Origin of the sequence: Burkholderia sp. A2, assembly GCF_001729305.1 — a bacterium.
GTDB lineage: Bacteria > Pseudomonadota > Gammaproteobacteria > Burkholderiales > Burkholderiaceae > Burkholderia > Burkholderia sola.
On the sequence record NZ_LZXX01000138.1, the window covers coordinates 243,214 to 268,683 of the forward strand.

14 protein-coding genes are annotated in these 25,470 nt (G+C 63.5%); 12 read left to right on the forward strand and 2 right to left on the reverse strand.

The features are described 5' to 3' along the window. Nucleotides 1–40 precede the first annotated feature (40 nt). Nucleotides 41–952 (reverse strand): LysR family transcriptional regulator, encoded by a 912-nt coding sequence (locus A9Z05_RS31340; protein ID WP_069621452.1) that lies wholly within the window; start codon nucleotides 950–952, stop codon nucleotides 41–43. Nucleotides 953–1,054: 102 nt separating this feature from the next. Between A9Z05_RS31340 and A9Z05_RS31345 the strand changes: the two genes are divergently transcribed. The 12 genes from A9Z05_RS31345 (at nucleotide 1,055) to A9Z05_RS31400 (ending at nucleotide 24,026) form a co-directional block, all read left to right on the forward strand. Beyond that, the gene (locus A9Z05_RS31345; protein ID WP_069621453.1) at nucleotides 1,055–2,092 is read left to right on the forward strand and encodes an agmatine/peptidylarginine deiminase; all 1,038 of its coding nucleotides are present in this window, start codon (nucleotides 1,055–1,057) and stop codon (nucleotides 2,090–2,092) included. A gap of 51 nt (nucleotides 2,093–2,143) precedes the next feature. After that, on the forward strand, nucleotides 2,144–3,058 hold the full coding sequence (gene aguB, locus A9Z05_RS31350) for an N-carbamoylputrescine amidase (protein WP_062910660.1): 915 nt from the start codon (nucleotides 2,144–2,146) through the stop codon (nucleotides 3,056–3,058). Nucleotides 3,059–3,068: 10 nt separating this feature from the next. Next, entirely contained in the window at nucleotides 3,069–4,181 is a 1,113-nt protein-coding gene (locus A9Z05_RS31355; protein WP_084044517.1) for a polyamine ABC transporter substrate-binding protein, read from the forward strand. A gap of 50 nt (nucleotides 4,182–4,231) precedes the next feature. Then, entirely contained in the window at nucleotides 4,232–5,344 is a 1,113-nt protein-coding gene (locus tag A9Z05_RS31360) for an agmatine/peptidylarginine deiminase (protein ID WP_069621454.1), read from the forward strand. A 151-nt stretch (nucleotides 5,345–5,495) separates the two neighbouring features. Continuing rightward, complete coding sequence (locus A9Z05_RS31365; protein WP_069621455.1) at nucleotides 5,496–6,995, forward strand: agmatine/peptidylarginine deiminase; 1,500 nt, start codon at nucleotides 5,496–5,498, stop codon at nucleotides 6,993–6,995. A gap of 333 nt (nucleotides 6,996–7,328) precedes the next feature. After that, nucleotides 7,329–8,144 carry an ABC transporter substrate-binding protein gene (locus A9Z05_RS31370; RefSeq protein ID WP_006476062.1) on the forward strand — a complete coding sequence of 272 codons (816 nt, stop codon included), beginning with the start codon at nucleotides 7,329–7,331 and terminating at the stop codon, nucleotides 8,142–8,144. Nucleotides 8,145–8,238: 94 nt separating this feature from the next. Next, a complete protein-coding gene (locus A9Z05_RS31375) occupies nucleotides 8,239–8,961 on the forward strand; it encodes an amino acid ABC transporter permease (protein ID WP_069621456.1) in 723 nt (240 codons plus the stop codon). Between the two features lie 2 nt (nucleotides 8,962–8,963). Further along, nucleotides 8,964–9,689: an amino acid ABC transporter permease gene (locus A9Z05_RS31380; protein WP_069621457.1), complete on the forward strand. Its 726-nt coding sequence runs from the start codon at nucleotides 8,964–8,966 to the stop codon at nucleotides 9,687–9,689. Nucleotides 9,690–10,040: 351 nt separating this feature from the next. Continuing rightward, nucleotides 10,041–20,972, forward strand: coding sequence for a hemagglutinin repeat-containing protein (locus A9Z05_RS31385; RefSeq protein ID WP_084044518.1), 10,932 nt, complete (start codon nucleotides 10,041–10,043; stop codon nucleotides 20,970–20,972). A gap of 9 nt (nucleotides 20,973–20,981) precedes the next feature. Further along, nucleotides 20,982–21,992 carry a hypothetical protein gene (locus tag A9Z05_RS31395; RefSeq protein ID WP_141723518.1) on the forward strand — a complete coding sequence of 337 codons (1,011 nt, stop codon included), beginning with the start codon at nucleotides 20,982–20,984 and terminating at the stop codon, nucleotides 21,990–21,992. 21 nt (nucleotides 21,993–22,013) lie between these two features. Further along, on the forward strand, nucleotides 22,014–22,229 hold the full coding sequence (locus tag A9Z05_RS35600) for a hypothetical protein (RefSeq protein WP_371090928.1): 216 nt from the start codon (nucleotides 22,014–22,016) through the stop codon (nucleotides 22,227–22,229). 57 nt (nucleotides 22,230–22,286) lie between these two features. Next, nucleotides 22,287–24,026: a ShlB/FhaC/HecB family hemolysin secretion/activation protein gene (locus A9Z05_RS31400; protein WP_069621460.1), complete on the forward strand. Its 1,740-nt coding sequence runs from the start codon at nucleotides 22,287–22,289 to the stop codon at nucleotides 24,024–24,026. 214 nt (nucleotides 24,027–24,240) lie between these two features. On the opposite strand, the gene A9Z05_RS31405 is transcribed toward A9Z05_RS31400, so the two are convergent. Beyond that, on the reverse strand, nucleotides 24,241–25,470 hold a 1,230-nt coding region (locus tag A9Z05_RS31405; protein WP_256122133.1), incomplete at its 5' end, for a M23 family metallopeptidase.

Genomic DNA, 25,470 nt, shown 5'->3' on the forward strand with positions numbered 1-25,470 from the left:
GTCCCGCCGGTTGGCGGGACGTTTTTTTTGCGGCGTGCGGTTACGCGGGCGCTGCCGGGTCGATTGCGCCCGATTCCCGGCCTTGCTCGACCAGCCAGTCGAACATCCGCTCGACGATCGGCGAGCGCGACGGACCTTCCATGCGCGACAGCCACCACGTGGTGCCGGGCAGGCGCGGGTAGTCGGCGAGAACGGTCAGCGCATGCTGGTCGAGGCCCGCCTGCGCGACGAGGCGCGGCAGGCATGCGATGCCGCGACCGCGCAGCACGGCGTCCAGCACGAGCCGCTGGTCGTCGTAGATTGCGTGCATCCGGAATGCCGACAACTGCTCGCGAAACACCGTCGCCATGCGCTCATCGGTCAGGCTCGCCTCGAGGCAGATGAGCCCCGCGTGCCGCGCGTGTTCGCCGCGCGGCACGCGGGCGAGCTGCTCCGCCAGCGGCGTCGCGCACACCGTTACCCACTCGTCGCACATGAACGGGAGATCGAGCAGGCCCGGCTGCAGCAGCGGTCGCGTGCCGATCGTGAGGTCGACGTCGATCTCGTCGACGTAGCGCGCGGTTTCGTCGGTCGACAGCAGCGGGCAGAGGTCCGGCAGCGCCTGTTGCAACTGCTCGAGGCGCGGTTGCAGCCAACCGTGCAGCAACGGGGCCGGACACACCAGCACGACGAGCCCCGGGTTCAGGTAGGTCGCGATGCGATCGAGCCCGCCGCGCAACGTGTCCATCGCGCGCTGCACGCTGCGCTGCAGGACCTCGCCGGCGATCGTCAGCTCGACGCCGCGGCCGCGCCGGCGGAACAGCGGCTGCCCGAGTTGCGCCTCGAGTTGCTGGATCTGATGGCTGACCGCCGATTGCGACAGGTGCAGCTCGTCGGCCGCGCGCGAGAAATTGCCCAGCCGGGCCGCGGCTTCGAAGCCGGTCAGTAGTTTCAGGGACGGAACGCGTTGCATCGAGGTATGAAGTAGATTGATTGATTCGGCCAAGAAATATCAATATTCATCAAGTTTAACCTGACGCACAATCGGCCATCCAATCACAACGGAGTCGGATCGATGGGTCGCTTTGATGCTCGCCAGCGCGGTTACCGGATGCCCGCCGAATGGGAATCCATGCACGCCACGTGGCTCGGATGGCCGGTGCTCGACAATCGCGAGGACCTGTGGGGCGCGCATTACGCGCAGGTCTGCCGCGAGTTCGCGCTGGTCGCACGGACGATCGCGCGTTACCAGCGCTGCGTGGTGGCGGTGCATCACGGCCAGGCCGACGCGGCGCGCGAGCTGCTGGGCGCGAGCGTCGACGTGCTGCCGGTCGCGGCCGAGGACAACTGGCTGCGCGATTGCGGGCCGATCTTCCTGGTCAGCGAGCGACACGGGCTCGGTGCGGCCGTGTTCCGCTTCAATTGCTGGGGCGAGAAGTATCAGCCGTACGACGGTTGCCAGCAGGCCGGGCAGGACATCGCGCGCGCGGCCGGTGCGGAGATCTTCAATTCGCACATGGTGCTGGAGGGCGGCGCGTTCTACGTCGACGGACAGGGCACGCTGGTCACGACCGAGAGCTGCCTGCTGCATCCGAACCGCAACCCGCACCTGAGCCGCGCCGAGATCGAGGCGGAGCTGCGCCGCATGCTGGGCGTCGAGAAGATCGTGTGGCTGCCGGGCAACCCCGACGAAGTGGAGACGAACGGGCATGTGGACGGCATCGCGTCGTTCATCGCGCCGGGCCGGATGCTGTGCCAGACCGCCCTGCCGGAGCAGGGCGACTATTTCCGCGTGATGCGCGAAAACCGCCGCGCGCTGGAGCTCGCGACCGATGCGGCGGGGCGCCGTTTCGAGCTGCTCGACCTGCCGTCGCCGATCGTCAGCGAACGCTTCGGCTCCGAGCGCTACTGCGATTGCTACGCGAACTACATTCTGGTGAACGGCGCGGTGATCGCGACCGCGTTCGGCGTCGAGCAGGACGCGGCCGCGCGCGACGCATTCGGTCGCGCGTTTCCGGCGCGCCAGATCGAGATGCTGCCGATTCCGACGCTGTCGATCGGCGGCGGCAGCATCCACTGTTCGACGCAGCAGCAGCCTTCCGTCGCGCATTGAGCGGCGTTCGATCAGCGGTTTCCCGTCTCGTCTCACCGAGGAGCAAGCGCAATGCCGTCCAAACACATCACCGTCGCCGCCGTGCAGATGGCGTCGGGCAGCTGGAATCTCGAAGACAACATGGCGAGCGCGGAGCGTTTGATCCGCGCGGCCGCCGCCCAGGGTGCGAATCTCGTGCTGTGCCCGGAATTGTTCGCGATGCCGTACTTCTGTCTCGACCAGAACGTGCGTCATCTCGAACTCGCGCAGCCGTTCGAAGGCAACGCGCAGATCGCCCGCTTTGCGGCGCTGGCCGGCGAACTCGGCATCGTGCTGCCGATCGGCTTCTTCGAGCGCGCGGGCAATGCCGCGTACAACTCGATCGCGGTGGCGGATGCCGACGGGCGCGTGCTCGGCGTCTATCGCAAGACGCACATCCCGGACGGCCCCGGCTATACGGAGAAGTTCTATTTCACGCCGGGCGACACCGGCTTCAAGGTGTGGGACACGCGCTTCGGGCGAATCGGTATCGGCATCTGCTGGGACCAGTGGTATCCGGAGACGGCGCGCAGTCTCGCGTTGATGGGTGCCGAGATCCTGTGCTTTCCTACGATCATCGGCTCGGAGCCGTTCAGCAGTGCGTTCGATTCGGCCGGCCACTGGCAGCGCACGATGCAGGGTCATGCGGCGGCCAACATGGTGCCGGTGGTGGCGGCGAACCGGATCGGCCGCGAAGTCGGCTTCGGCAACGGCAATCCGCGGCAGCAGGGGCTGACCGGGGTGTTCTACGGGTCGAGCTTCATCGCGGATCACACCGGCGAGAAGCAGGCCGAGGCGAATCGTACCGATGAAGCCGTGCTCGTGCATGCGTTCGATCTCGATGCGATCCGCGCCGACCGGCAGTCGTGGGGTTTCTTCCGCGATCGTCGCCCGGAGATGTATCGCACGTTGCTGACCAGCGACGGCGTGTCGTCCTGTCATCAATAAGGAATCCGCGATGAAACGGAAAGGATGGCTGCGTTGCGCGGCGCCGGGACTTGCGTTGTGCGTGCTGGCCGGTACCGCCCGCGCCGGCGAAGAGAAGGTGCTGAACCTGTACAACTGGAGCAACTACTTCGCGCCGGATACGGTGTCCGCGTTTGAGAAGGAAACCGGCATCAAGGTGCGCTACGACGCATACGACAGCGACGAGACGCTGCAGTCGAAATTGCTGACCGGCAACAGCGGCTACGATCTCGTGTGGCCGACCAACGATTTCATGGCCAGGCAGATCCAGGCCGGCGTGTACCGCAAGCTCGACAAGGGCCGGCTGCCGAACCTGAAGTATCTCGATCCGTCGCTGCTCGAGCAGATGGCGCAATCCGATCCCGGCAACCAGTACGGCGTGCCGTACATGTGGGGCACCGTGGGCGTGGGCTACGATCGGGCGAAGGTGAGCGCGATCCTCGGCAAGGACATGCCGGCCGACAGCCTCGATCTGCTGTTCAATCCGGCGATCGCGGCGCGCATCGCAGCGAAATGCGGGCTGGGCCTGCAGGACGCCGCGAGTACGGTGCTGCCGCTGGCGCTGCGCTACATCGGCCGCGATCCGATGCATCCGTCCGCGCAGGATTACGCGGCCGCGCAGGCGATGCTGGTGAAGATCCGGCCGTTCATCCGCCAGTTCGTCGGCTCGTCCGACGCCAACGAGCTGATCGACGGCGAGCTGTGCGTGACGGTCGGCTTCTCCGGCGCGATCAACCTGGCCGCGCAGAAGGCGAAGGCGCGCGATCCGAAGCGCGATATCGCGTACGACATCCCGCGCATCGGCAGCCTGATGTGGTTCGATGCGATGGCGATTCCGGCTTCCGCGAAGCACCCGGACAACGCGCACGCGTTCATCGACTACATCCTGCGCCCGGACGTGATCGCGAAGATCTCGAATGCAACGCGCTACGCGAACGCGAACCAGGCCGCGCTCAAGCTGATGGCCCCGGCGCTGGTGCGCGATCCCGGCGTCTATCCGGACGCGGCGACCCGACGCACACTGTTCACGCCGATCGCCGAATCGCCGGCCGTGATGCGGCTCGAAGGCCGTACGTGGCTCGCCTTCAAGGCGGCGCGACCGTGACGACGCACCCCGAAACCATTGAAGTAACCGGCAAGCGAAAGAGGAATCCCATGACCACACGACGTCAACTGTTGAAACGCGGCCTGTCCGTCTCCGGCGCGGCACTGGCCGCCAGCGCGCTGGGCGGCTTGTTCGGCCGCGCCGCGCACGCACAGCAGGGCGCAACCTGGCACATGCCGGACGAAGGCGCGCCGCACACGGCGACGTGGATGGCGTTCGGCCCGAGCGAGGACATCTGGGGCGCGCGGCTGCTGCCGGTCGTGCGCGAGAACCTCGCGGCTGTCGCGAAGGCGATCGCCGCGCACGAACCGCTCAAGATGCTGGTGCGGGAGGAGGACTATGCGATCGCATCTCGGTTGTGCGGTTCGTCGGTCGAGCTGGTCCAGCATCCGGTCGATGATCTCTGGATGCGCGACACCGGGCCGGTGTTCGTGAAGCACGCGTCCGGCCAGCTTGGCGGCGTGAGCTTCAATTTCAACGGCTGGGGCAACAAGCAGGAACATGACCGGGATGCCGAAGTCGCGCCGTTCGTTGCCGAGCGCGCGGGCGCCCGGCTGGTCGACACACAGCTGGTGCTCGAAGGCGGCGGCATCGAGGTGGACGGCGAGGGCACGGCGATCATCACCCGCAGTTGCGTGCTCAACTCGAACCGCAATCCGGGCGTCGGCCAGGCGCAGTGCGAGGCCGAGCTGAGCCGCCTGCTCGGGTTGAAGAAGATCATCTGGCTGCCCGGCATCGCGGGCAAGGACATCACCGACGGGCATACCGATTTCTACGCGCGCTTCACGAGTCCGGGCGTCGTGGTGGCCGGGCTCGACACGGACCCGTCATCGTACGATCACGCGGTGACGCGGCAGCATCTGGAGATCCTGCGCAAAGCCACCGATGCGAAAGGGCGCCCGTTGAAGGTCGTCGTGCTGCCGGGGCCGAAGACGGTGCGGCATACGTACGAGAACGCGGAGTTCGCGGCTGGCTACATCAACTTCTACGTGTGCAATCGTGCGGTGATCGCGCCGCAGTTCGGCGACAGCCGCGCCGACCGCAATACGCGCGACACGCTCGTCGACCTGTTTCCCGGCCGAGAAGTCATTCAGCTGAACATCGACGGCATTGCCGCGGGCGGCGGCGGGATCCACTGCACCACGCAACAACAGCCTGCCTGAGCACGGCCACGGACTGGCCTGCGTGACCGGTCCGTCGGGCCGTGGTCGTTCTCATTCTATTCGAACTACTGATAAACGGCGCGGAATCCGTCTGGAAGGACGGACCCCGGTGCGTACGCATGCGCGCCGATTGCGCAATGGAGTGGCATACATGACGAAAAAAGAAACCCTTGCAAGCACGGGCCAGCCCGCGCCGCACATGCCGGAACCCGGCCGACGCGGATTCATCCGGTTGTCGGCCGCATGGCTCGGCATGCCGCTGCTGGGCAGCCTGGCCGCATGCGGCGGCGGTGATGACGCATCGGCCGCGGCTTCCGCGCTGCCGCGGCCGACGCCGTCGGCGCGACAGGCCGTGTACCGGCTGCCGGCCGAAGACGCGCGGCACGCGTCGACCTACATGGCGTTCGCGTCCGGTGCGGACGGCATCTGGTCGCCCGTCACGCCGCAGAACACGGACGCCGGCATCGATCGCGTGCGGGCCGACCTGATGGACGTCGCGAAGGCGATCGGCGCAACCGAGCCGGTGAACATGCTGGTGTTGCCGGCCGATCTGGACGCAGCCCGCGCGCTGCTCGCGACGGCAAGCGTCGCGAATCCCGACCTGCATGCGCGTTATGCGGCGCGCGCCGCTGGCACGGGGGGCGTCACCCTCGTGCCGCTCGCCGACGGTTTCAACGATTTCTGGGTCCGCGACACGGGCTGCCTGTTCGTCCGGGACACGGCGAACGGCAACGCGCTGAACGCGGTCAGCTTCAATTTCAACGGATGGGGCAACGCGAATACCGACGGCGTCGGCCTGGGTGCAGGGGCGACGATCCCGCCCGCGAGCAACCGGTCGAAGGCCGGCAAGTTCTTCCAGCCGTTCAGCCAGGACAGCACGGTGGCCGGCTGGATGGCGCAGACGAAAGGTGCGAACCTGGTCCGCAGCACGTTGACGCTCGAAGGCGGCGCGATCGAATTCGATGGCGAAGCGACGGCGATTCTCACCGAGTCGGCCGTGCTGCACGTGAACCGGAACCCGCAACTGTTCGAGATCCCGAACGGCGCAGTCGCCAACGCGACGCTGCTGCCGACGGCGCGCGACACCGTGCTCGCGGAGCTGCAGCGCACGCTCGGTGTGCGGAAGATCATCTGGCTGCCCGGCACGGCGACCTATCCGCGCGGCAGCGGCGCAGGTGGCGCGGGCGGTGCGTCGACGCCGGCCGGCGAGAGCGACATCACCAACGGTCACGTCGACTTCTATGCGCGCTTTCTTGCACCCGGCGTGGTCGCGTGCTGTTACGACGCGTCGAATTCGACCGGCGAACGCGCGTTGACGGACGTCCACCGGCAGCGCTTGGCTGGCCAGACCGATGCGAACGGCCGGCCGCTGCGGATCGTCGAGCTCGTGCCGCCGGTCAACTTCGGCACGTCGGCGGGCACGACGCTGAACGACCGGCAGATGTCGCATTTCGCGGCCGGCTACATCAACTTCTATACGTGCAACGGCGCGATCGTCATGCCGAAGTTCAACGACGCGGCGGCCGACGCGGCCGCGGTCGCCGCGATCCGGCCATATGCGGCGGACCGTGCGATCGTGCAGGTCGACATCCTCGGCATCGCGTCGGGCGGCGGCGGCATCCATTGTTCGACCCGCGAAGTGCCGGCATGAGCGTGCCGCGTCATATCGATATGGAAATCGATTCGTTGTCCGTGGCGGGCGATTTCCTTAATCTGACTGCGTAGTTCGTGTGACACCTCCTTGACTGGGATTCGCGCCCGCTGCTTGCAGCGGGCGTCTTTTTTTTTGCACGGCGACAATGCGTGCCCGCAGCCCGCCTGCCTCATCACGAAACCCGCAGAGCAAAGCACCATTTGTTGGTTCGGATTCGCCGCACGCGCTGATACGTTAGCGGCTTCGCGACGACACACTCCGTCGCGATGTTCTTCGAACCGTGCCGCCGCGCGATCCGCGGCGGCCTCCATAACAAATCAGGTCGTGCTCATGAAAATCAACACGCTCGCTACGTGGCTCGTCGGGGTCGCGCTCGTTACCGCAGGCACCGTCGCCCATGCGGACCGTCTCGACGACATCAAGAAGGCCGGGGTGCTGCGCGTCGCGACGTTCGACAGCAATCCGCCGTTCGGTTATGTCGACGCGAAAAGCAATCACATCGTCGGTCTCGACGTCGATTACGCGAAAGCGCTCGCCGACAAGCTCGGCGTGAAGCTGCAGCTGCAACCGACCAACCCCGCGAACCGTATCCCGTTCCTGACGTCCGGCAAGGTCGACCTCGTGCTCGCGAACTTCACGATCACCGACGAGCGCGCGAAACAGGTCGACTTCAGCATCCCGTATTTCTCGTCGGGCCAGCAATTTCTCGCGAAGAAGGGCGTGCTGAAATCGGCCGACCAGCTGAACGGCCTGCGCGTCGGTGCGGACAAGGGCACGACCAACGAGATCACGCTGCGCGAGAAATTCCCGAAGGCGACGATCGTCGCGTACGACGACACGCCGTTCGCGTTCGCCGCGCTGCGCGCCGGCAACGTGCAGGCGATCACGCAGGACGGCCCGAAGCTGATCGGCCTGCTCGCGAACGTGCCCGACAAGCAGAACTACGAGATCCCGGCGTTCACGATCTCGAACGACTACATGGGCGTCGGCGTGCCGAAGGGCGAAACGCGCCTGCTCGGCTTCGTCAACGACACGTTGAAGGGGCTCGAGGCGAACGGCCGCGCGACGCAGATCTACGACGCATGGTTCGGGCCGACGACGAAAACGCCGCTCACGCGTATTTTCCGCATCGGCGACAAGACCTGACCTTCGCCGCACGCGCGCCGCGATCGGCCGGAACACCGGCCGCGCGGCGCTTTTCGTTTTCATCCGACCGCGCGCGCCGTGCGCGCTCTACAGCATGCTCGGGTTGGCTCCCAAATATCTGTCCTGGCTCTGGCAGGGATTCCTGCTGACACTCGGCCTCGCGGCCGCGTCGGCGATTGCCGCGACCGTCGGCGGGCTGCTGCTCGCCGTGATGCGGCATGCGCGCGGCAAGACGCTGCGTGCGGCCGCTGCCGCGTACGTCGTCGCTTTTCGCAACACGCCGCTGCTCGTGCAACTGCTGTTCTGGTATTTCGGCGTCGCGTCGTTGCTGCCCGACACGTGGATCGCGTGGCTCAATGCGCGTCATGCGGTGAGCGCGGGCGCGTTCACGCTCGCGTGGCCGTCGTTCGAATTCGTTGCGGGCTGGGTCGGGTTGAGCGCCTATACGGCCGCGTTCGTCGCCGAGGAATGCGAAGCCGGCCTGCGCGGTGTGCGGCGGGCGCAACACGATGCGGCGGCCGCGCTCGGCCTCACGCCGATGCAGTCGCTGCGCTACGTGGTGCTGCCGCAGGCCGTGCGCATCGCGTTGCCGCCGCTGTTCGGCCAGTACATGAATCTCGTGAAGAACTCGTCGCTCGCGATGGCGATCGGCGTGGCCGAGCTGTCGTATGCGTCGCGGCAGGTCGAGACCGAGACGTTCAAGACGTTCGCCGCGTTCGGCGTCGCGACGCTGCTGTACGTCGCGGCGGTGGCCGCGATCGAGGCCGGTGCGTATGCGGCCACGCAATGGCGCGACCGGCTCGGAGCGGGGCGCTGACGATGGACCTTTCGCTGCTTCTGTCGAATCTGCCGTACCTGTTGGTCGGTGCGTTTCCGGACGGCCCGCTCGGCGGCGCCGCGCTGTCGCTGGTGCTGGCGCTTGCATCCGCGATCGCGTCGGCCGTGCTCGGCGTGGCGCTCGGCGTCGCGATGGCGCTGGCGCGCGGCCCGGCGCGCGTGCTGCTGCTCGCGTTCATCGGCTTCTTTCGCGCGATTCCGGTGCTGATGCTGATCTTCTGGACGTATTTCCTGATGCCCGTGCTGTTGCACATGGATGTACCGGGGCTCGCGACGGTCGTGTGCGCGCTGGCGCTGATCGGCGGCGCGTATCTCGCGCATGCGGTGCATGCGGGGATCGTCGCGGCGGGCGACGGGCAATGGCAGGCCGGGCTGTCGCTTGGGCTCACGCGCTGGCAGACGGTGCGCTACGTGCTGCTGCCGCAGGCGATCCGGATCATGACGCCGTCGTTCGTCAACCAGTGGGTCGCGCTCGTGAAGGACACGTCGCTCGCGTATATCGTCGGCGTGCCGGAACTGTCGTTCGTCGCGACGCAGGTGAACAACCGGCTGATGGTGTATCCGGCGCCGATCTTCCTGTTTGTCGCGGTGATCTATCTGGTGCTGTGTACGTCGCTCGACGGTGCGGCGCGGTGGTTGCTGTCGCGGGGGCCGCGGGCGCGGCGTGTCGAGAGCACGGCGGTCGAACGAATCAAATCCTTGCGATGACGGAATCCCTATAAGCGGTTACAAGCGATCTGATTACCGATCGCATACCGATTCGACCTCGCAATTCTGTCAGGGATTTTTTTGAACTGATGGGTGAGGTAAGATTCGCCCGAATTGCCGATAACAATACCGTCGATATTTGCAGCCGACGGAGTATGTCGTTATCCAAGACATCAAGATCGGCGGATCGGAGTGGCAGTAATCGAGCGACGTATCGAGTCGTCTCATCCTTCGCATGTCGGGAACGATGACCCCTCATTGAGGCTGCCTTTCCACGGTTTCAATTAGATTACATGCGATGTTCGAGGCCGTGAGAGCGGATCGAACGAGAAGCGCGAGTAGACCAAGAAGATGAACAAAAACCATTATCGGCTGGTATTCAGCCGCGTACGGGGTATGCTGGTCGCCGTCGAAGAAACGGCCGGCAGGACGGGGAAAACAAATACGGGCGAGACTCGCCGTGTCGCCAAGCGCGGCGGCGAGCATCCGGCAGCGATGTTCGCGTTACGGGTCACTGCATTCGGCGCGCTGGTCGCCGCTGGCGTGAATCCGATATGGGCGAATGCGCAGATCGTCGGCGGAGGGGCTCACGCGCCCGCGGTAGTGCAGACGCCCAACGGGCTGCCGCAAGTCAATATCAACACGCCGAGCGCTGCCGGCGTGTCGCTGAACACCTATAACCAGTTCGACGTTCAGAAGAACGGCGCGATCCTGAACAACGCGTCGACGATCGTCAACACGCAGCAGGCCGGCTATATCAACGGCAACCCGAACCTGAGCGCGGGGCAGGCGGCACGCATCATCGTCAACCAGGTCAACAGCACCGCGGCTAGTCAGATCAAGGGGTATGTGGAGATCGCGGGCAGCCGTGCGGAGGTCGTGCTGGCCAACCCTGCCGGTATCGTCGTCGACGGTGGCGGGTTCATCAATACCTCGCGCGCGGTCCTGACAACTGGCGTGCCGCAGTTTGGCGCGGACGGGTCGTTGACGGGCTTCAATGTCAGTCGCGGCCTTGTAACCGTGCAAGGCGCGGGCCTCGATACCTCGAATGTTGATCAGACCGACATCATCGCCCGTGCTGTACAGGCCAATGCCGCAATCTATGCGAAGAATCTCAATGTGATCGCCGGTACGAACCAGGTTAATCACGACACGCTTGCCGCGACGCAGATCGCCGGTGACGGTCCTGCTCCTGCCGTCGCGATTGACGTGGCTCAGTTAGGCGGCATGTATGCCAATAGGGTGTTTCTGGTTGGCAACTCCGCAGGCGTGGGTGTCGCAAACGCAGGGACGATCGCGGCGCAGGCAGGCGATTTGATGTTGCAATCGGACGGCCGGCTCGTGCTCGCGGGCAAGACCACGGCAAGCGGCAACCTCGCGATGTCGGCCTCGGGCGGCATCCAGAATAGCGGCACCACGTATGCGCAGCAATCGTTGTCGGCGAACACTGCGGCCGACCTGACGAACACAGGGACGCTCGCGGCGCAGCAGAATGCGACGGTCAACGCCGGCAGTGTCAACTCGACTGGCACGCTCGGCGCGGGTGTGAACAACGACGGTTCCGTCGCGCACAGCGGAGACCTGAACCTGAGTGTGTCGGGCCAACTGACCGCGACCGGCCAGAATGTGGCGGGCGGTAACGCATCGCTGACGGGCGGCAGTGTGAATCTCGCCGGCAGCCAGACCGCCGCGAACGGCAATCTGTCGCTGAACGCGACGGCCGGCGACGTGAATCTGTCGAACGCGACGACGAGCGCGCAAGGCGCCATTCAGGCGAACGCATCGGGCACCGTGATCAACGATCACGGCAGCCTGTCGAGCGGCAACAGCACGACGCTGACCGGCGGCAACCTGTCGAACCAGGGCGGCAAGGTGTCGTCGCAGGGGCCGCTGGCGGTCAACGTCGCAGGCCAGATCGCCAACCAGTCGGGCGAACTGGTATCCGAAAGCACGGCGAACGTGCGTGGCGGCGCCATTGCGAACAACCAGGGCACCGTTCAAAGCGCGACTGGCATGACGGTGGCGGGCGTGTCGCTGGACAACACGGCAGGTCGGATTACGTCGCTCAACAGCGACGGCCTCTCCGTGACGACCAGCGGCCAGTTGACCAACGCAGCGGGCACGACTGCAAACGGCGCGCAGGGCGGCGTGATCGGTGGCAACGGAGACGTCACCGTGCACGGCGGCAACGTTGTCAACCACGGGACGATGACGTCCAGTACGAATCTGCAGGTCTCGGGACAATCGATCGACAATAGCGGTGGCGCTTTGCAGGCTACGCAAAAGGTGGCGGTCGATGCGGGTGCGCGCCTGATCAACAGCGGCGGCTCGATTGTCGCTCAGACGGCGGCGCTGACCGGCACGACCCTCGACAATAGCGCGGGCGCCGTGAAGGCCGACAAGATGTCGTTGAAGGCGACCGAGCTCGTGAATCACGGCGGCACGATCACGCAGATCGGCACCGGCGCGATGAGTGTGAACGTGTCGGGCACGCTGGACAACTCCGGCGGCGGCACGCTGCAAACCAACAGTACCGACCTGACGCTCGCTCCCGCATCGCTGGTCAATGACGGCGGCAAGATCACGCATGCGGGCACCGGCACGCTTACGCTCGGCAACGGCACGGGATCAGTGTCGAACGTCGGCGGTACGATCGCGAGCAACGGGCGCGTGGTGGCGCAATCGGCCATGCTGAACAACACGTCCGGCACGATCGGCGGCCAAACTGGCCTGTCGGCCACGGTCGGTAGCGTGCTGAACAATACGAACGGCAAGCTGCTGTCCAATACGGACCTTGGCATCGCTAGCGGCACGCTCGCGAACGACGGCGGCCAGATTGGCGCGACGACGAATGCGATGATCCACACGGGCTCGATGACGAACCAGGGTGGGGCGGCCAGCGCGTCCAACGTGTCGGTGACGGCCGATTCGACGCTTAACAATAGCGGCGGCAAGCTCGAAGCCAACCAGCTCGCGTTGACCACACCGAATCTGACGAACCATGGCGGCACGATCACGCAATATGGCTCGTCGACCATGGCTGTCAACGTCAGCGGCACGCTCGATAACTCGGCAGCCGGCGTGATTCAGACGAATGGCACCGACCTTACGCTGACTCCGGCTTCGCTCGTGAACGATGGCGGCACGATTACGCATGCGGGTACCGGCACGCTGACGATTGGCAACGGCACGGGGTCGATGTCGAACGTCGGCGGCTCGATCGCGAGCAACGGGCGAGTCGTCGCGCAAAGCGGTTCGCTGAACAACACGTCGGGGGCGATCAATGGCCAAGCCGGGGTGGCAGCGACGATCGCCGGCGCATTGAACAACACGCGGGGCAAGCTATTGTCCAGTACGGACCTTGCTGTTTCCAGCGGCACACTGACGAACGACGGTGGTCAAATTGGCGCAAGCGCGAACGCGATGATCCACACGGGCGCGATGTCGAACCTGGGTGGTTCGATCGTTGCGCCCAACCTGTCGGTGACGGCCGACTCGACGCTTGACAACAATGACGGTTCGCTCGAAGCGAATCAGCTCGCGTTGAGCGCGTCGAATCTCACGAACCGCGGCGGCACGATTACGCAACTTGGTTCGTCGGCCATGGCTGTCAACGTCAGCGGCACGCTCGACAATTCGAATGGCGGCACGCTACAAACCAACAGTACGGACCTGACGCTTTCCCTTGCATCACTCGTGAACGATGGCGGCACGATTACGCATGCCGGCAGCGGCACGCTGACGCTTGGAAACGCAGCGGGATCGGTATCGAACGTCGGTGGGTCGATTGCAAGCAACGGTAGCGTCGTGGAGCACTCGGCCACGCTGAACAATACGTCGGGATTGATCAACGGCAAATCCGGGTTGACGGCGACGGTCGGCGGCGTGTTGAACAATACGAACGGCAAATTGCAATCCCGTGCCAACCTCGGCATTTTCAGCAGCACGCTGGCGAATGACAGCGGTCAGATTGGCGCGAGCACGAATGCGTCGATCCACACGGGCTCGATGACGAACCAGAGCGGAACGGTCAGTGCGTCTAACCTGTCCGTGACGGCCGATTCGACGATCGACAACAGCAGGGGCAAGCTCGAAGCCAACCAGCTTGCGTTGACCGCGCCGAACTTGACGAACCACGGCGGGACGATCACGCAATATGGCTCGTCGGTCATGGCCGTCAACGTCAGCGGCTCGCTCGACAACTCCGCAGCGGGCGTGATTCAAACGAACAGTACTGACCTGACGCTGGCCGCTAGCCAATTGAACAATGCAGGCGGCACGATCACGCATGCCGGTACCGGGACGCTGACAATCGCGCCGGGTAACGGCGCGAGTGCGCTGAACAATGCAGGCGGAACCATTGTCACCAAAGGGCAGGCGGTTGTCGACGCGAGCAGTTGGAACAACTCGAACGGCATTCTCGCGGCACAGGGCGGCGTCACGGCGACGGTGGCGGGCGACGTGAACAACGCACAAGGGCTGGTGCGTGCGGGCGCGTCTCTGTCGTTGACGAACGGCGGCACGCTGGTGAACCAGGCCGGGCACGTTCAGGCAGGTCAGACGACGGCCGGCGACACGAGCACGATCGCGGTTCATTCCGGGTCGATCAACAATGCCGACGGGGCCATTACCGACCTCGGCACAGGTGCGATGACCGTGCGAGGCGGCAGCCGGATCACGAACAGCCGCGCGGGCAACGTATCGGGCATGGGCGCGATCACTGGTAACGGCGACGTTACGATCAGCGCGACATCGATTTTGAACACGCAAGGCGGGCAGTTGAGCGGCGCGAGCCTCCATGTTCAAGGGGCGACCTTGGACAACAGCGGCGGGCAAATCGGCAGCGTGGCGAATTCGAGCGGCAACGTAGACGTGACGGCGAGCGCCGCAATCACGAACACGAGCGGGCAAATCAGCTCCACGCACGACCTGACGATCACGGCTCCGACACTGCAAGGCGGCGGCGCGTATAGCGCGGCGCACGATGTACGCGTGAACCTGCAAGGCGATTACACGACAACGCCGGATACGCAGTTCAACGTCGGCAACGATCTTACCTTTGCGCTACCCGGCACATTCACCAACAACGCGGGTTTCCAAACCATCAATGGCCTGAACATCAATGCGGCCAATATCGTCAATTCGGGTGCGTTGTCGGCCGGTGGACTGCTGCATACGCAATCGAGCAATCTGTCCAATACCGGATCGTTGGTGGGAGGGAGCGTCTCGCTCAACGCAACCGGCACGGTGTCGAACGTTGGGCCGACGGCGTTGATTGGCGCATCGGATAGCAATGGCAAGCTTGAAATTCTCGCGCGCGACATCGAAAACCGTGACGACGCGACGGCAACCGATTCGATGCCAACGACGGCGATTTTCGGGATGGGTAAGGTCGTGCTAGCGGGCGGCAAGGACGCGAGCGGCAATTATACGAATGCGGCACTGGTCAACAACGTATCCGCTCTGATTCAGTCTGGCGGAGATATGGAGTTGCACGCGGACAAGGTGACGAGCACGCGTCGTGTGATGAGCACCTCGGGAAGCACGAGTAACGTCGATCCGGCGGCCCTCGCGCAATACGGCATTAGCTTGTCAGGTTGCGCATCGTACTTCGCGGTGAATTGCATGAACGGGGGGCAGATGATCGCCGGTCTCCGGTCCGACAACATCACACCGGCCATAACAGCCGCCATCATCGCCCAGCCGGGCGGCATGTACATTGAGCCGCCTCACGGCGGCCAGTGGAACAGCGGGTACTTCTACACGACCTACACTGGAACGGCTGTGGGGAACACGGTCACGGCATTGAGCCCGACTGCGCAAATCGTGTCGGGCGGCAAGATCGATGCCTCATCGACCGGCACCCTGCAAAACTACTGGAGTAGCATCACAGCGGTTGGCAATGTCGATATGCCGCATGCCTACGATGCCAATGGTTGGGCGGCTACCGGCCAGCAGGCGCCGACCGTAACGGTGACGTACTCGGGCCAGTACCACTACAACAACTACGACAGCAGCGAATACAACTGGCAATTGCCGTTTGGCGATGCCACGTTCGTGACGGGCCATCCGGGCGGCTATACCCAGGTCGCGCCAGCAGACGTCAAGACCTACAAGCTGCCGGGCTACGATTCGACGTTGGGTTCGAACGGCACGATTTCCGGCACGGGCGTGAGCATCAACAATACCGCAGGCAACGCATCGCTTCCGTCGCTTGGGTTGCTGCCCGGTCAATCGGTCACGGGTTTGACGCCGGTCTCGCTCAATGGCGCAGCGACGGGTCCGGGGGCGACCGTGACGCCTGCCACGCTCAATGGTAATGCAACGGCTTCGGCAACGACTGGTGGCGCCGTTCGAGGAACGATCGCGGGCGCGGGCGCCCAGTCGGCGGCGCCGGTGCATGGCGGCGCCTCAACACCGGTCGATCGGATCATTGCAAGTGCGACCGCGTTGAACGTGCTGAACAACCTGACGATTCCGCAGGGTGGCTTGTACCGACCGAATCCGTCGCCGAATGCGAGCTACGTGATCGAGACGAATCCGGCGTTCACGAACCAGAAGAACTTTATTTCGAGCGACTACTTTTTCGGTCAGATCGGGGTTGACCTCACCCACATTCCGAAGCGCCTGGGTGACGGCTTCTATGAACAGCAGCTTGTACGCAATCAGGTGACGGCGCTGACGGGGCGCGCGGTTTTGGGTCCGTACACGGATCTTCAGACGATGTATCAGCAGTTGATGGCGGCGGGTGCAGCGCTGGAGAAGTCGCTTAATCTGCCGCTGGGCGCGAGCTTGTCTTCCGAGCAGGTATCGAAGCTGAGCGGTAACGTGATCATGATGGAAACGCGCGTGGTCGACGGTCAGTCGGTGCTCGTGCCGGTCGTGTATCTGGCACAGGCGAACCAGCAGAACATCAATGGTCCGCTGATCACCGCCACCGACATCGATCTGAAGGATACGCAGAATTTCACGAACAGCGGCACGGTGAAGGCCGACAACACGCTGGCGATCCAGGGCAAGCAGATCGACAACGCGTTCGGCGCGCTGCAAAGCGGCGGGCTGATGTCGCTGAAGACGGACGGCGACGTCAATCTCACATCGGCGAAGGTCAAAGCGGGTAGCTTGAACCTAAACGCAGGCGGTGATCTCATTCTCAATAGCGCGGTGAATACCGACACCCAGATAAGCCGCGACGGTGCGACGAGCGTCAAGACGACGCTTGGGCCGATTGCTCAACTCGACGTCAAGGGCGACGCGGCGATCATCACCGGGGGCAACCTTGAACAGCATGCGGGTGCGCTGACAGTTGGCGGGAATCTCGCCCTGCTTGTTGGTGGGAACTACGACCTCGGTACGCAGCAAGTCGGCGAACACAAGATCGTGCAGCGGGCGAACGGCGTGTCGAATACCGACATCAACAAGGTCACCGGTAGCTCGGTGACGGTCGGTGGGCAGTCGAACGTCGTCGTGGGTGGTGATCTGACGGCCAAGGGCGCACAAATCGACCTCGGCAAGGGCGGCACGCTTGCGGCCAAGGGCAACGTAACGCTCGGCGCGGCGAGCACGACATCGACGGTGAACAGCAACAGCTCGGGCAGCGACAGTCACGGCAGTTATGCGGAGACGCTGCATACGTCCGATCAGGTGTTGACCGGCACGACGCTCAAGGGCGGCGACACGGTGAACATCGTGTCGGGCAAGGACATTACTCTTTCCGGCAGCGCGATCAGCCTCGACAAGGGCAACGCGAACCTGCTGGCGTCTGGCGATGTGAATGTCGGCGCGGCAACCGAGACGCACGAGTTGAACTCGCACGAGACCCACAGCCACAGCAATGTTGTCAGCGGAGCAAAGATCGCGAGCGGAATCGATCAGACGGCGACTTATAGCCAGGGCAGCACGATTTCGGCGGATGGCGTGACGATCACGAGCGGCCGGGACGTCAACGTGACGGGCAGTAATATCGTCGGTACAAACGATGTGTCGCTGTCTGCCGCGCGGGACGTGAACATCAAGACCTCGCAGGACACGATCCAATCGTCGACCTATTTCGACAAGAAGGAAACCGGCTTCATGTCGAACGGCGGCTTATCAGTATCCGTCGGCTCGCGTTCGAACTCCGACAAGCAGCAGTCTTCATCCGTCACGAACAATGGAAGTGCGATTGGTGCGCTGAACGGCAACCTGACCGTGAGTGCGGGTAACGATCTGCACGCGACTGGAAGTATCCTGCATGCGGGCAATGACGTGAATTTGGCCGGCAAGACGGTCAAGATCGACGCCGCGACGGATACATCCAGCTTCGCAGAGCAACAGCAGTTCCGTCAGGCCGGCGTGACGGTGGGCGTGACGAATCCGGTGGTCGCGGCGGTACAGATTGGCAGGCAGATGACGAACGCTGCGCAAAACGTGGGTGGTGATCCACGCCTGATCGCGCTGGCAGCGGCTACGACGGGTCTTGCGGCGAAGAACACCTATGACTCGCTGAAGCAGATGGGCGGGGATCCGGTGAAAGCCGCGACAAGCGTCGGGATCAACGTATCGGTTGGCGCGAGCAAGAGCGACAGTCAGATGCACGCACAGTCGAGCACGGCGGTGGGGAGTACTGTGTCGGCAGGCCGCGACGTGACGATCGCAGCCGCTGGTGCCGGCAAGGACAGCAATATCGACGTGATCGGCAGCACGATTTCGGCGGGTAACAACGCGAAGTTGGCCGCCGAAGGCAATGTGAACCTGCAGGCGGCGGAAAATACCAGTAGCCAGCACAGCACGAACAGCGGGTCGAGCGCCTCGGTGGGCGTGTCGTTCACCGTTGGCGACAAGTCGGGGATAGCCTTCACGGCGGGCGTTGCCGGCAATCGAGGCAACGCGGATGGAGATTCGTCGACGTGGACGAATACGCACGTGACCGCGGGCAACCAGCTTGCAATTCAGTCGGGCGGCGATACGAATCTGAAGGGCGCGGTCGTGTCAGGCAAACAGGTGGTTACCGATGTCGGCGGTAACCTGAACATCGAGAGCCTGCAGGACAAGGATCACTACGATTCGAAGCAGCAAAGCGCCGGTATTTCGGCGAGCGTGTGTGCGCCACCGCTTTGCGCCGGGAAGTCGAGCGTGGCGGGCAGCGTCGGCCAGACCAAGATGAACAGCGATTACGCAAGCGTGATCGAGCAATCGGGGATCAAGGCGGGTGATGGCGGCTTCCAGGTCGACGTGAAGGGCAATACTGATCTCAAGGGCGGTGTGATCGCGAGCAGCGACAAGGCCGTGCAGGACAACCTGAACAAACTGACGACCGGCACCCTTACCCATAGCGACATCGAGAACCACGCATCGTACGACGCATCGTCGGTCGGGCTCTCGGGTGGCTATGGTGGCACCATCGGCAAGGATCAGAAAGGTACAGCGGATAACGTGAATCCGGTGCCTGGGACCAGTGTGCCGAGTAAGGGCGGGGTATCAGTTGCGCCACCGGTGGTGATGGGCGCATCGGGTGATGCGAGCTCGACCACAAAGAGCGGTGTGAGCGGTGGTACGGTCACGATTACTGATGGCGCGAAGCAGCAGCAACTGACGGGCGAAACTGCCGCCGAAGCGGTAGCGAACATCAATCGCGACACGTCGAACACGAGCAGCGCGCTCGCGCCGATCTTCGACAAGGACAAGATTCAGGCCGGGTTCGACATCACGAGTCAGTTTATCAATCAGGTCGGAACCTTCGTCGACAATCGATTGAAGGAAGCGGACGCGGCACAGGCTGCCGCTAAGAATCCGAATTTGACGCCCGAGCAACGATTGCAGGCGCAGCAGCAGGCCGACCAGTTGACGGCGGAATGGGGCCCAGGCGGTACGTACCGGCAAGTGCTGTCCGCACTGACCGCAGCTGCGGGCGGCAACGTGACCGGTGGCGCCGGCCAGTTTGCGCAGGCCGGTGTGGTGAATTACCTGCAGCAGCAAGGCGCGTCGTACATCGGCAAGCTGGTCGAAAATGGCACGGTGACGGAAGGTAGCCCGCTGCATGCTGCGCTGCACGCGATTGTTGGATGTGCAGGTGCGGCCGCTAGCAGCCAAAGCTGCGGCGCCGGCGCGATGGGCGCGGCGGCATCCAGTCTGCTGACGAATCTGTTTGCGCCCCCGACTCCTGACATGACCGAGCAGGAGAAGGAAGCGAAACAAAATCTGATTTCGTCCATCGTGGCCGGCGTGGCGGCAGAGTCCGGCGTGGGCGGCGCCTCGGGAGCGGCCACGACGACAACCAGCGCGACCGCAGCCGCGCAGAACAATTGGCTTGCGACCGAACAGCGCGTTCAGATGCAAAAGGATCTGGTTGCCTGTAACGGCAACCTCGGATGCCAGTTGCAGACCAATGCGAAGTGGTTCGCAGTCAGCGGAAAGCAAGATTTGCTTACGGCTGGGGGCGTGTGGAAAGGCTTGAACGAGGCCGCCGTCATTGACGCTGCCGGGCTCGTGCGTTTCGCATCTGATCCCGTCGCTGCATTGAAGGGGCTGCAGGCGCTGGTCGACGATCCCCAGGTGCGCGCTGCACTTGGTGATCAGATCGTCTCTTCATTGAAGACGCGGATCGCCAGCATGGACAACGCGCTGACGGTCGGTGGCGGCGCGAATGCCGAGCAGCTCGGGCGCGATTTAGGCAATCTCTTGTGGCAAGCTACCAGCGTCGTCACCGCTGCTAAGGGCGCGGTCGACGCGAGTGCAGCTCTTGGTCGAGTAGGACTGGATGTGACCGCCGGTGCGCTTGAAACACTCGCACGTCGGGCACCGCCACTTGTGACCGGCACGATGGCCGATATGGCGGGTAGCTATCGCTTCACGGCGGATCAGCTGCCAACGTTGACGAATATTTGGCGCAACGATGGGCGCCTTGGGGAGCAGTTATCGTCTCAACTGATGAAGGAGGCGTCCGGTCAGGACTTCGTACCCATCCAGAACGCGTCCGGACACGGTATTGATCTGGTCTATATCGATCAGCAAACCAGGACGATTTATCATGTCGAGGTGAAAACTGTGACCGGTGATCGGATTCCGATAACGCCAGAGGATAATCTTACCAATCGATTCAATGACTGGGTTGCTCAAGCATCGACTGGGGTCCTGAATAAGCAGCAACTCCCAGGCGACATGCAGGCCCTTGCGAACCGGATTGGTCAAGCGCAAGACGAAGGGTACGCGGTTAGCCACAATGTCATGCAGGTCCGAATTCCTCGCCCAGGGTCAACAGGTTCAGTGACCGCCGGCCTTTTGCCTTGGCCGCCCGCACCGTGAGAAAAGTGAATGAAACGCCTTGGTATCTATCCGCGTTGGGAGACCGAAGATCAACTTCTGTCCGGAATTGAGAAGAGCTGGGAGCAGTTGCGACAGAACATATGGGAACCGCGCCGGCGGGACCTGGAAGCATATGCACGTGGTGAAAATCCATTTACGGATGTATCCGGGACTTCTCCCGCAAAATACCTTTCTCACGGGGTTAGCACGTCACTGGTCTGCGCTCAGAAGGAAAAATCCGAAGCCGTAAGGCTCATGTTTTCTTCCGATGAAGAGCCGGAATGGAAAGGATTGCTGGCAGAAAGTTTCGGCTACCAGTACTGGCGCACAAGAATTGAACAGTATAAGCAGATCGATTCCACTCGAACCGATTTTCGAGCATCGTTCAATCAAGCGATTGAGACCTTGTCTACCTGCCTGTGTATGGGCTGGATCGATGAGGCGAAAATGCTAACCGACGAAATCAAGATTCTTTATGAGAGACAGCGGTACTTTGACACGGGGCATTACCCGCTTTATCACTGGTTGCTGCGAATCTGCTTTGACCACTGGGATATTCCGTTCGATGCCTGGAGCGATCCTGATGAAGACACGCCTCATTCTTTGAACCAGCCGGTACTAAACGAACTGTTCGTTCACTGGCGCGGAGCCGATCTCTTGCCGATGCAAGAGCACATCCAGTGGTTGTGTGACTTCTACACGCACCGAACTAGAGGCAAGCAATGGTACGAATTCAGCAACAGCCATCTTCTGACACGTTTCCCGGCGCTGATATTGGCTTGGCAGCGACTGCGCGAGATTCGAGGGCTTGAGAATCCCCTCATCGATCATCCGCTGATGCAACCGACTTACGCACGCCTCCAGGCCGTGATTCCGTTCTATACAGATCCGGTGCTGGAGGCTGCGCTCGCGCGGCTCCGCCGTGAGGAAATGCCGGATCTAGGGGGCGTGCGGCAACCGCCTCCGTCAGCCAATGTCGAGAAGCGTGGCTTGTTCGCTCGGTTGTTTGGGCGAACCTGAATTCCAATAGAAGGTATAGAAATGAACCAAGTGATGACGTCGTTCGCGAGTTGGGGGCCATTGGCTCTCATGGTGTTGCCTATTTTTTATGGCCTGTTTCTTTATCCGTATGCTCGAATTTTGCGTCGAACCGGGCATTCCGGCTGGTGGGTGCTTGCGCTGTTGATTCCCGGTGTGAATCTTGCTGCGATTTGGATTTTCGCGTTTGCGGGATGGCCGGCAATTGACCGAAAGTGACGCTTCGATAGCACTCGCGATCCAGCCGTAGTCCACGATCACATACCTAGAAAACAAATGAGAACTATTCGCCGGGGGAATTCTGCTGCTGCAGCGCTGATGCTTATCGCGACCAGTGTGTCCGCGCAGGAAGCGCCGCGCCTGACCGTTCCGGGCAATGACCAGCAAATCCGACAGCAAGAAGAGGCACGTGAGCGCGAGCGAACCGTCACCGCGCCTGGGGTACGGTCGAACGTGGCGGCAAGCGCTGGGTATCCGACGCTGCCGTCGGAGATGCCCTGCTTTCGGATCGAGCGTTTCGCACTCGACGTACCCGATGCGCTGCCTGCTTCCCTGAAATCGCAAGGCGCGTCGGCGTTGCCGATGGATCGATTCGCCTTCGCGCGCGAATGGCTTGAGCACTACACTGGGCAGTGTGTCGGCAAACAGGGACTCGACGTGCAAGTCAAGGGCCTGTCGCAAGCCATCCTAGCGCGCGGGTATGTGACGACGCGCGTGCTGTTGCCCGAACAGGATCTCTCCACCGGCACGCTGAAGCTCTCGCTGATCCCCGGTGTCATCCGCCATGTGCGCTTCGCCGATGAAAAGCTCCGCGGTACCTGGAAAACCGCTTTCCCGACTGGCGACGGCGAACTGCTGAACCTGCGCGACCTTGAGCAAGGTCTGGAGCAGACGAAGCGCGTGTCGAGCCAGGACGTGTCGATGCAGATCGTGCCGGCCGACGTGCCGGGCGAGAGCGACGTCGTGCTCGACGTGAAGCGCGGCAAGCCGTGGACCGTCGTCGCCTCGATCGACAACTCGGGCACGCGGGCGACCGGTCGGCTGCAGGGCAACCTGTCGCTCGGCATCGACAATCCTCTCGGCCTGAACGACATCTTCAACATCGGCGTGAGCCAGGATCTCGAGTTCGGCGACAAGCGGCTCGGCTCGCACGGCTGGAACGGCTTCTACTCAATCCCGTGGGGCTACTGGACCGCCACGCTGTCCGCATACACGAACACGTACTACCAGCAAATTGCCGGCGTGAACCAGACATTCGTCGCGAGCGGCAACTCGAAGACGGTCGATTTCAGGCTGGCCCGCGTGCTGTCGCGTAGTCAGAACGATGTATTCGGCGCATACGTTCGCCTGTCGCGTCGCTTCGGCCAAAGCTTTATCGAAGACACCGAGATATCACAGCAGCGCCGCAATAACACGATGATCGAACTCGGCCTGACCGATCGCCACTATTTCGGCGGCGCACAGCTCGACGGCTCGCTTGCATATCGTCAAGGCGTCGGTGGGTTGGGGGCTCAGCACGATACGTTGGCGGAGGGCGGCGGACCGACCTATCGGTTCAAGATGGCGGTGCTCGACGCGAACCTGTCGGTCCCGTTCGCCGTCGGCAAGCAGCCATTCCGCTATGTCGGCACATTCCACGGCCAGTACACCGGAAACACGCTTTACTACATCGACGACCTGACGATTGGCAGTCGCTATACAGTGCGCGGTTTCGATGGGGAAACGATGCTCGCGGCGGCACGCGGCTTCTACTGGCGCAACGAACTGCAGGCGCCGATCGGGCAGACGGGGCAGGCAGTTTATGCGGGACTTGACTATGGTCGCGTATGGGGCCCGCAGCCTGTCGCCCTCGTCGGGACACAATTGGCCGGCGCCGTGATCGGCATAAAGGGCAGCGTGGGTACGCGATTCGGAGCCTATGCGTACGATCTCTTCGCGGGTACGCCCGTCTACAAGCCGTCGGGTTTTCCGACTGCGCGAGTGACGCTCGGTTTTCAGGTGACCGCTCAGTTCTGAATAAACACGGTCTTGTTTGTCATGAGGGAACCCATCTCGGTTCGACTACGAGGGGTAAGCGCACACCGCCGGCGGTATCGGGCGCAGGTCTGCTTTTACCTCGCGCCAAAACATTGGCTCAAGTCCGTGACCAGCTGACGGTGTAGAGAAGAGCGCGGGAGCATTCTGACAACGGTACGCTCTTCTCCAACCACCAAGATCGTGTGCGTCGGAGTCAGCTTCGTTCCGCCGAGTAGTGCGTATTGAAAACCGCCCGCAACGTCGACGGACCGGTCGCAAAATCCCCCCACAGCGGTCCGTCGTTCTGCGCGAACGCGAATGGCGTCTTATTGATCGACGCGAGGCGGAAGCGCCATTGCGCGGCTTCCTGGCGGAATGCGGTGAGCTGCATGTCGGACAGCCCCGTCTGCGCGTTCGCGAGCGTGACGAGCGGATCGACCGGATCGTTCGCGACCCGCACCTCGAAATGCAGGTGCGGGCCGGTGGCCGCGCCCGTCATCCCGACGGAGCCGATGCGCTGACCCTGCTTCACGGTTTCGCCGACCTTCAGCCCGCGAGCGTACGCGGACAGGTGCGCGTAGTAGGTCGAATAGCCATCCGCATGATCGACGATCACGTAGCGGCCGTAGCCGCCCGGATCGGTGCCGACGAACGACACGACGCCGTCGGCCGCCGCATCGACCGGCGTGCCGCTCGGCGCGGCGAGATCGACGCCCGTATGGAACGCCATCGCCTGCGACAACGGATGGACGCGCTCGCCGAAAAACGAGCTGATGCGCGTCCACTTGACCGGCATCGTGAACGCGGCGGCTTCGAGCGGCGAACCGTCGAGCGTGTAGTACGCACCGTGTTCGGCGCCCGGCGCGCGGAACCAGATCGCGCCGAACGTGCGGCCGGCGACGCGCAGCTCGAGCGCGGTGAGGCGCGGCGTGCCGTCGTTCGCGTCGAACGCGATGCGGTAATAGTCGCCGCGCTGCGCACTCGCGCGCATCGCGACCTTGCCGGTGACGAGGTCGCCGAGCTGAATGCGTACTTCGGGCGGCACGTCGAGGCGGTTCAGCGTATCGGACAGCGTGAGCTCGATGTCGCCCGCGCGCATCCCTTGCCGGTGATCGGGCGACGCGAACTGGAACAGGCTCGTGTAGCCGAGCATGTCGTTGCGATGCGCGCTGAGCGGTGCGAACAGGCCCGGCTGCAGGCTGCGATCGTTGCGATCGACGTGTTCGTTGCGCTCGCCGATCGTGCGGGCGAGTTCGCTCGTCACGAAATGCTGCGCGGTGGGAAACGGCGTATCGGACAGCACGCGCTGCGGCAGCGCGGCCGTGCCCGAATCGACGGCGCCCGGCAGTTGCGACACGGCCGGCAGCGCGGCCGCGAGGCCGAAGGCGGCGAGGGCGCCGAGCACGGCGGCCGGCACGAGCGCGCGCACGGCGCGCTGCGCGCG